This is a genomic window from Brevundimonas sp. CURTG3B2_SDJG (assembly GCF_057364705.1).
This window is the reverse complement of the sequence record NZ_JBNFOJ010000137.1, coordinates 1-7849: the sequence shown is the minus strand read 5'-3', so window position 1 is coordinate 7849 and position 7849 is coordinate 1. Positions and strand designations below refer to the sequence as shown.

At 69.2% G+C, this 7849-nt stretch carries 10 protein-coding genes; 2 read left to right on the top strand and 8 right to left on the bottom strand.

The window, feature by feature from the left end; translation table 11 throughout:
• Window positions 1-86: 86 nt before the first annotated feature.
• Together AC2W7C_RS10530 and nadA are read right to left on the bottom strand one after the other, a co-directional pair.
• Window positions 87-932: a metalloprotease gene (locus AC2W7C_RS10530; protein ID WP_486001399.1), complete on the bottom strand. Its 846-nt coding sequence runs from the start codon at window positions 930-932 to the stop codon at window positions 87-89.
• A 131-nt stretch (window positions 933-1063) separates the two neighbouring features.
• Window positions 1064-2140, bottom strand: a complete 1077-nt coding sequence (nadA, locus tag AC2W7C_RS10525; protein ID WP_486001398.1) for a quinolinate synthase NadA — start codon at window positions 2138-2140, stop codon at window positions 1064-1066.
• A gap of 262 nt (window positions 2141-2402) precedes the next feature.
• On the opposite strand from nadA, the gene AC2W7C_RS10520 reads away from it, so the two are divergent.
• Window positions 2403-2981: a hypothetical protein gene (locus tag AC2W7C_RS10520; RefSeq protein ID WP_486001397.1), complete on the top strand. Its 579-nt coding sequence runs from the start codon at window positions 2403-2405 to the stop codon at window positions 2979-2981.
• A 61-nt stretch (window positions 2982-3042) separates the two neighbouring features.
• Here AC2W7C_RS10520 and AC2W7C_RS10515 read toward each other — a convergent pair whose 3' ends face one another.
• The 5 genes from AC2W7C_RS10515 to AC2W7C_RS10495 all read right to left on the bottom strand — a co-directional run bounded on the left by AC2W7C_RS10515 (window position 3043) and on the right by AC2W7C_RS10495 (window position 6238).
• Window positions 3043-3315 carry a methylated-DNA--[protein]-cysteine S-methyltransferase gene (locus AC2W7C_RS10515; protein ID WP_486001400.1) on the bottom strand — a complete coding sequence of 91 codons (273 nt, stop codon included), beginning with the start codon at window positions 3313-3315 and terminating at the stop codon, window positions 3043-3045.
• Window positions 3312-3569, bottom strand: coding sequence for a hypothetical protein (locus AC2W7C_RS10510; protein WP_486001396.1), 258 nt, complete (start codon window positions 3567-3569; stop codon window positions 3312-3314). The genes AC2W7C_RS10515 and AC2W7C_RS10510 overlap by 4 nt, the downstream gene beginning before the upstream one ends.
• A complete protein-coding gene (locus AC2W7C_RS10505; protein WP_486001395.1) occupies window positions 3550-4692 on the bottom strand; it encodes a bifunctional transcriptional activator/DNA repair enzyme AdaA in 1143 nt (380 codons plus the stop codon). Before AC2W7C_RS10505 ends, AC2W7C_RS10510 begins: the two co-directional genes overlap by 20 nt.
• 84 nt (window positions 4693-4776) lie before the next feature.
• Window positions 4777-5883: an HAAS signaling domain-containing protein gene (locus tag AC2W7C_RS10500; protein WP_486001394.1), complete on the bottom strand. Its 1107-nt coding sequence runs from the start codon at window positions 5881-5883 to the stop codon at window positions 4777-4779.
• 25 nt (window positions 5884-5908) lie between these two features.
• On the bottom strand, window positions 5909-6238 hold the full coding sequence (locus tag AC2W7C_RS10495) for a PadR family transcriptional regulator (RefSeq protein WP_486001393.1): 330 nt from the start codon (window positions 6236-6238) through the stop codon (window positions 5909-5911).
• Window positions 6239-6392: 154 nt separating this feature from the next.
• On the opposite strand from AC2W7C_RS10495, the gene AC2W7C_RS10490 reads away from it, so the two are divergent.
• The gene (locus AC2W7C_RS10490; RefSeq protein ID WP_486001392.1) at window positions 6393-6779 is read left to right on the top strand and encodes a GIY-YIG nuclease family protein; all 387 of its coding nucleotides are present in this window, start codon (window positions 6393-6395) and stop codon (window positions 6777-6779) included.
• 17 nt (window positions 6780-6796) lie between these two features.
• Here the strand turns inward: AC2W7C_RS10490 and ku are convergent, their stop codons facing one another.
• Window positions 6797-7669: a non-homologous end joining protein Ku gene (gene ku, locus AC2W7C_RS10485; RefSeq protein WP_486001391.1), complete on the bottom strand. Its 873-nt coding sequence runs from the start codon at window positions 7667-7669 to the stop codon at window positions 6797-6799.
• Between the last annotated feature and the right edge of the window lie 180 nt (window positions 7670-7849).

Genomic DNA, 7849 nt, shown 5'->3' with positions numbered 1-7849 from the left:
CGTCTTGCGCGGCGCGGCCTCCAGCGCGGCCGAAAGGCCCGCCAGCCCGCCGCCGATCACCAGCGGCCCGTCGTGCCGGACGCGGCTCAAGGCCGGAATCCCAGATAGGCGCCGGCGACGTTCATCGCGCCGGCCAGCGAGCCTTCGGCCAGGGGCAGAAGCGCCGCCAGGCCCACGCCCACGCACGCCGCGCCTGTGGCCGCGTACAGGCCGACGCTGAACAGGGATTCGCGGACGGTCAGGTCGCGTCCTTCCGGCCGCCATGCCCCGCGGCGCAGATGGCCCAGGAGGGCGATCGCCAGGAAGGCGGCCAGGATCCATCGGCCCGTCGCGACGCCCCAGTAGACCACCAGCGCCCCCATCACGATCATCGCCGCCCGCTCCACCCACGGGTGGATGCGGGCCAGCACGGGGCCGATCGCCTTGGAGCCGTCCAGCGGCGGCGCGGGGGCCAGGTTGATCAGGTTGATGGCCGCGATCACCGCCGCGCCCAGCAGCCACTCGCCGCCGCCCAGCCCGAAATACAGGGCGAAGAACGGGATCGCCGCCAGAAGGCCGAACGCCGGGCCCGCCAGCGACACCAGCACGCCGTGCCACTCGCTCTGCGGCGCGCGCTGCCCCTTGGCCAGCCCGCCCAGGAACGGGATGATGTAGATGCGCGCAGGCCCCATGCCGACGCGGTTCATGGCCAGCACATGCCCGTACTCGTGCACGAACAGGCCCCAGATCAGGGCGGTCGCCATGACCCAGCTCTGGGTCACCAGCCAGATGAAGCCGAAGAACAGCAGGGTGCCGCCGATCGCGATGACCGGGTGCTGACCCTTGTCCAGCGGCGGCTCGCCCTCCTGGCGGGCGGCGACGGGCGTGGGCGAGGCCTCTTCCGGGCGAGGGTCCCAGGGTCCGGGGCGGCGGGGGGCGTCGGTGTCGGTCATGTCTTCGAGGTGGCCTTGTCCGTCTTCAGCCACAAGGCCAGGACGGCGAGAAGCCGCAGGGTCTTCCGGTCGACCGTGGCGACGGCCCGGACGGGCGCGACATAGTGCATCGGCTCATTTTCCCGAAGGGTTCAGATCAGCTCGACCGCGACGTGGTGGCGCGCCTTGATCAGGTCATAGCGGGCCGGCACGGCCGGCGGCGGAAGATCGACCATGCGCTGCACGGCCAGCCGGGCGCGTTCGGCCATCTCTTCGGGCACGGTGACCTCGAACTGCATCTTCACCAGGCAGTCGCGGATGTTCTCCAGCGTGATGCGCTTCATGTGCGGGCACAGGTTGCACGGCCCGATGAACTGCACGCCCGGCACGTCGCGCGCGTTGGAGGCCATCGAGCATTCGGTGATCATCACCACCTGCTTGGGCTTCCGGGCGGCCACGTAGTCGGTCATCGCCGCGGTCGAGCCGGCGAAGTCGGCGGCGGCCAGCACCTCTTCCGGGCATTCCGGGTGGGCCAGGATCTCGGCGCCGGGATAGGCGGCGCGCATGTCGGCGATGTCCTGGGAGGTGAAGCGCTCATGCACCTCGCAACGGCCCTTCCAGGCGATGATCCCCACCGTCGTCTGGGCCGCCACGTTGCGCGCCAGGTATTCGTCGGGGATCAGGATGACGCGGTCGACGCCCCATTCCTTCGCCGCCCATTCGACCACCTGCACGGCGTTGGCGCTGGTGCAGCAGATGTCGGTCTCGGCCTTCACGTCGGCGGTGGTGTTCACATAGGTGACCACCGGCAGGCCGGGATAGCGCTGCTTGATCAGCCGCACGTCCGCGCCGGTGATCGAGGCCGCCAGCGAACACCCCGCCCGCAGGTCCGGGATCAGCACGGTCTTGTCCGGCGACAGGATCTTCGAGGTCTCGGCCATGAAGTGCACGCCCGCCTGGACGATGACCTTGGCCTTGGACTTCGCCGCTTCCTTGGCCAGGCCCAGGCTGTCGCCGACATAGTCGCCGACCCCGTGGAAGATCTCGGGCGTCATGTAGTTGTGAGCCAGGATGACGGCGTCGCGCGCTTTCTTCAGCGCGTTGATCTCGCTGATCAGGGCCGCCTGCGCCGGCCACTCCATGGGGGTCACATGGTCCTTGACCTTGGCCCACACCGGCGCGGTCTCCCGCTCCAGTTCCTTCGACAGCCCGAAAGCGCCGTCCGCCATCGCATCCACCCTTTTGCTCGATTTGAGCAAATCAGAGGCCCGAAGAACGGCGGCTTGGCTTCTCGCCCGCCGCCGACTTATGCTCACTTTCAGCATAAGCGGGAACAATCTAGGCCGATGGCGCAGGAATGCAAGTCCGGGCGAACCTCAGGCTCTGCCGGGAACGACGAAGAGACCCGGCGGCGGGCCGTCAGATTTCGCGGGTGGTTATTCGGCGGTCCGGGCGCGAGACTGGGAATCTCCATCGACAACGGACAGCCCCATGCGCCTTCTGACCGGACTTCTCGCCGCCGCCGGCCTCTCGGCCCTCGCCGCGTGCGGCCCCAGCCCAGCCCAGGAACCGGCCGCTCCGTCCAGTTCGGCCGCCTCGCCCGCGTCGGTCTCCGCGACCGCCCAGGTCTCGGACGCTCCGGTCAAGATGACCGAGCCCGCCCGGCCCGATCTGAACGATCCCTACGGCCAGCTCGCCGCGGCGCCGGATGGCCTGGACCTGACCTCCCCCGACGGACGGGTCTTCCGCGGGGTCTTCCTGTCGGGCGACAACAGCTGCAGCGACGAGGAAGAAGGCCGTTTGGACGGTCAGCCCTTCACGACCATCTGCGTCTGGCCCGACACGGGGGGCCAGGAGGATCGGGGCCGTCTCTATCTGGGCGTCAACGACGGGCGGATCGTCAGCGTGATGACCCGCGAACACGCCGAACCCCTGGCTGGCTGGTCCTGCCGTCCCGCCGATCGCTTGCCGCGCTCGCAGATCTGCAACGCCACGTCCGCCGCGGCGGCGGACAAGGCCCAGTGGACCGAGTTCTGGAACGGCTACATCAACGTCTGGGTCTTGCGCTGAACCGGGCCGCGCGGCTTTCCCGGCGCCGGACGGCGCCGGGGCTCATCAAGGTCTCGAGGCCTCACGCCACGGCGGCGCCCTCATGCCGCAGCAGCCAGCGCTTGCGCTCCAGCCCGCCCGCATAACCCGTCAGCGTCCCGTTCGAGCCGATCACCCGGTGGCAGGGCACGATCACCGCGATCGGGTTCTGGCCGTTCGCCAGCCCCGCGGCCCGCACCGCCCGGGGCGAGCCGATCGCCGCCGCCAACTGGCCGTAGCTCCGCGTCTCGCCGGCCGGGATGGCCCTGAGCGCGGCCCACACCGCCTTCTGGAAGTCCGTTCCTCCGGTCTTCACCGGCAAGTCGTCCAGCGCCCGCACATCGCCGGCGAAATAGGCCTCGACGGCCCGGCGGACGGTTTCGGCGCGCGCCCTTCGACCAGCCTGGGCTCGCCGCCGCAATGGCGGCGCAGCAGCCGGCGCATCCGGTCCTCATAGCCGGCGAAGTCCAGCGCTCGTACGGCGCCCTCGGCCCCGGTGATCAGAAGAACCTCGCCGACGGGCGTGGCCACCCGGTCCAGGGTCAGGGTTTCAGGCTGCGTGTTTTTCATCGGTCTTCTCCATCACGTCAGGCTCGGGCTTGACCCGAGCGTCGGCGCCCGCCAACCCGGCCAGGGCCAGGTGCAGCGCGCCATAGGCTCGCCACGGCCGCCAGCGTTCGGCGCGCGCGGCGAGGGTTTGGTCCTCCAATCGGTCGTTCGGCGGCTCGGCGCCGTCGTCGATCCATTGGCCCGGCAACCGCAGGCCCGGCCTGGCCTTGACCAGCGGTTTCAGCGCCGGGTCCGTCGACAGGTCCCCGCCGATCGCGTCCGGATCGGCCGACAGGTCGAACACCCGCCGCACCCGCGCCAGAACGCCGGGAAGGGCCTTCAGGTCGCCGGTCTCGACCAGGACCGAGACCCGGCCCGGCTCGGCCGGCTCCACGGCGACCAGACCCTCGGCGCCGTCGATGTCGGTCGTCAGGACGCGCGACCAGCGTCGTCCCTCGACCCGGTCGCCCCGCGCCGCCAGGGCCTGGAGCATCGCCTCCCAATCGTAGGGCGGCCGGTAGGGCAGGCTCAGCCGCACCCCGCCGACGTGGGCCTTTTCGCCGCGGCGACGCAGGGCGGACGGCGGCCGGTCGTACAGGGCCTGGAAGGTCTCGTTGAACCGCCGCACGCTGCCGAAGCCCGACGCCAGCGCCACCTGGGCCATCGACAGGTCCGTCTGGTGGATCAGGGCCTTGGCCAAGAGCACCCGGCGGGTCTGGGCCACGCTCACCGGCGCAGCGCCCAGATGCTGACGGAACAGCCGCCGCAGGTGCCGCTCGCCGACGCCCAGCCGCCCGGCCAGGGCGTCGACGTCGCCCCCGATCTCCGAGTGACTGTCCAGGGCTCCGGCCTCGATCAGGGCCAGCGCCCGGCTGACGGTGTTGGAGGTCCCGCGCCAAGCGCCCATGTCCGGCGCCGTCTCGGGCCGACAGCGCAGGCAGGCCCTGAAGCCCGCCTCCTCCGCCGCCGCCGCCGAGACGACGAAAAACATGTTCTCCCGCTTGGGCGTCCGCGCGGGACAGACCGGCCTGCAATAGATCCCGGTCGTCTTCACGCAACCGAAGAAGCGCCCGTCGAACCGCGCGTCGCGCGTCAGCACGGCGCGATAGCAGGCCTCCTGGTCGAGTTCATGTGCGTTTTCCATGGCCGCAAGATGGGGGCTGCGGCCATGGAAGTCTCGCGGTTTTCGGACATGGGCGTGCCGACCGGTCCGAAGCGCCCCGGCGGATCAGGCCGCGGCGTGCGGCGTCCGGCGGTCCTTGCCGGTCGCCAGCCGTCCGAGCGCTCCCAGCAGCTTGAACACGCTGGCCACGAAGCCGAAGGCGACGATCAGCATCAGGACGGTGGGCAGCGGCCACGCGCCGCTCTGGAACATGTCGCGGACCCGGCCGACGAAGGTCTCGACGTCGGGCGCGAAGATCATCGGCGACAGCGGCGAATAAAGCCACAGCCAGGCGTGTAGCGCGACCTCGGCGGCGTCGAAGCCGACGTCGCCCAGCGCCGTCAGGCGGACGCTCCAGGGACGCAGGGCGCGGGCCAGGTCGAAGGCGACCCGCGCCAGGGCGAAGGCGATCACAGGCCAATAGAGCAGCGCGTGGATCTCGACCAGCATGCGGCCGAAGTCGAAGCCGTTCACCCGCATGCCCAGATCCTCGGGCGTCATATGGGTCAGCGGCAGCCAGCCGATCCACCACAGCAGGATCACGCTCCAGCCCACGGCGCTGCCCAGCGCCCGGACCATCGGCGAGGCCGTGCGTTTGCCGGCGCGAGCGGTCTTCGGCGCCCAGTCGCCCTCGCTCAGACCTCGCGAGACGGCGTCCGCGTTCAGATTGCCGCCGAACTCGAACAGTCCCAGGTCCTTCACCCGCCATTCGCGCAGGAAGCGCGGCTTCTCCTTCTGGCGCTCGATGATGAAGGCCCCGACGGTGGCGAAGCCGATCAGCATGATCGCGCCGTTGAAAACGCTGTGGAACGCCTGGCCGATGGCGCGACCGACCTCCACGTCGCCCAGGAGGACACGCACCAGCGCGCCCAGGACGGTGATCGCGACGATCGCGATCAGGCCCGCTCGGACGCCGAACATCCACCACGGGAAGAGCTCCGGCCCCACCACATGCTGCGGCCCCGAGCCATAGCGGGCGGCGACCGTCAGCGGATGTCCGACCTCGCGCAGGATCGCCTCGCGTTCGTCGTCGGTCAGGGCGCGGCCCAGTTCCTCCTCCTTCGCCTCGAACCGGCTTAGGATCATGTCACGCAGTTCGGCGATGATGTCGGCGCGCTGGTCCTGCGGCAGCTGGGCGGCGACGGCGTTCAGATAGCGGTCGATGAGGTCCATCAGACTTCCCCTTCAGTCCCGGATTTCAGAGAATCTTGTCCAGCGAGGCGTTGATGCCCCGCCATTCGTCGGTCAGGGCGGCCAGCATCGCGACGCCGCCCGGCGACAGGCGGTAGAAGCGCTTCTTCCGCTTCTCCTCCTCGCGCCATTCGCTCTCCAGCAGCCCCTGGCTCTCCAGCCGGCGCAGCAGCGGATAGAGGGTCGATTCCTCCATCTCCAGCCCGTCGGCGGCCAGCGCCTGACGCAGGGTGTAGCCGTACCGCTCGGTCCTCAGGCAGGCGAGCACCGCCAGCACCAGCGACCCGCGCCGCAGCTCCAGCTTCATGGATTCGAAGAGCTCGGCGTCGAGGCTCATTTGGCTCACCTGTCCGTCACATAGTGTGTGACGCACAGTGTATGCCGCATACTGTGTGAGAGAGTCAAGCGGACTTGAGATAAACACCCTTGAGTTGCATTATTTCCGCTCATCCCCGCGAACGCGGGGACCCAGTCCTTTTGCGAGGCAGGCCGTGACCTTCTTCACCTACATCATGGCCAGCGGCCGGAACGGAACGCTCTATACCGGCTCCACCGACGCGCTCATTACTCGCACGTCGCAGCACAAACGCGCGGCCTTCTCCGGCTTCACGGCGCGCTATGGCTGCAACCTCCTGGTCTGGTACGAAATCCACGAGACCCGTCACGCCGCCTTCCTGCGTGAAGGGCGGATCAAGAGATGGAACCGCGTCTGGAAGCTCGATCTGATCGAGCGGGCCAATCCGGGTTGGCGCGATCTGTCCGCCGAGTGGCTGGCGCCTCCGGACCTGGAACGTTTGGCGGAGCGCTGGGCGAACGCTGCGGATAACGGCGCCCCACCCATCGCCCAAAGCACTGGGTCCCCGCGTTCGCGGGGATGAGCGGAATTTGGAACGCCTTACGCCGCCTTCGTCTTCGTCGTGGCTTTCTTCGCCGCCGCCTTCTTCGCCGGAGCCTTCTTCTTGGCGGCCGGCTTCTTCGCGGTCCCGCCCGACGCCGACCCCTTCAGACTGTTCCTCAGCGCCGCCATCAGGTCGATGACGTTGGTGTCGTCGGGCTCGGGCGCCTCGACAAGGCGCTTGCCGCCCTTCTGCTTGGCCTTGATCAGCTCGCGCAGGGCGTCGTCGTAGCGGTCCTTGAACTTCGAGGGATCGAACTTGGCGTCCTTCTGGCCGATGATCCGCTCGGCGATCTCGACCATGTCGGGATCGGCCTTCACCGACGGAATGTCGTCGAAGAAGTCGCCGGCGTCGCGGACCTCGTCGTGCGGCCTGAGCGAATAGGCCACCAGCCCCTTGCCGCGCACCTCCAGCGCCACCTGCCGCTCCCGCCCGCGCAGCACCAGCGAGCCGATGGCGATCTTGCCGGTCTCCTCCATGGCGTCGCGGATCACCGCGAAGGCTTCGGCGCCCACGCCCTTCTCGGGCACGACGTAGAAGGGGTCGTCCCAGTACAGCCGGTCGATCTCGTCCTCGTCGACGAACTGGCCGATGTCGATCGTGCGGGTGCTCTCCAGCCTCACCTTCTCGAAGTCGGCGTCGTCCATCAGGACGTACTCGTCCTTGGACACCTCATAGCCCTTGACCAGGTCGGAGCGTTCGATCGGTCCCGTGTCCGGGTCGGTCGGAACCATGCGGATGCGGTTATTGGTGTCCGGGTTGATCAGGTGGAAGCTGACGTGGCTGGCGCTGGACGTGGCGGTGTACAGCGCCACCGGGCAGGTCACGAGCGACAGTTTCAGATGCCCCTGCCATGTGGGTCGGGCGGCCATGGTGCGAAACTCCGTGTGCAGGAGCCAGAACGCTGCAGAAGGAGAGTCGTTCGCCCGTTCGCGGCCCCTCACCTCCCCATCGCCCTTCAAGGCGATGGGGAGGACAGACGGCGAAGCCGTCAGGAGGGGGCGACGCCGGCGGCGGCCCATTGGAGCTCCGATCCCATCCGCCGGCGTCGC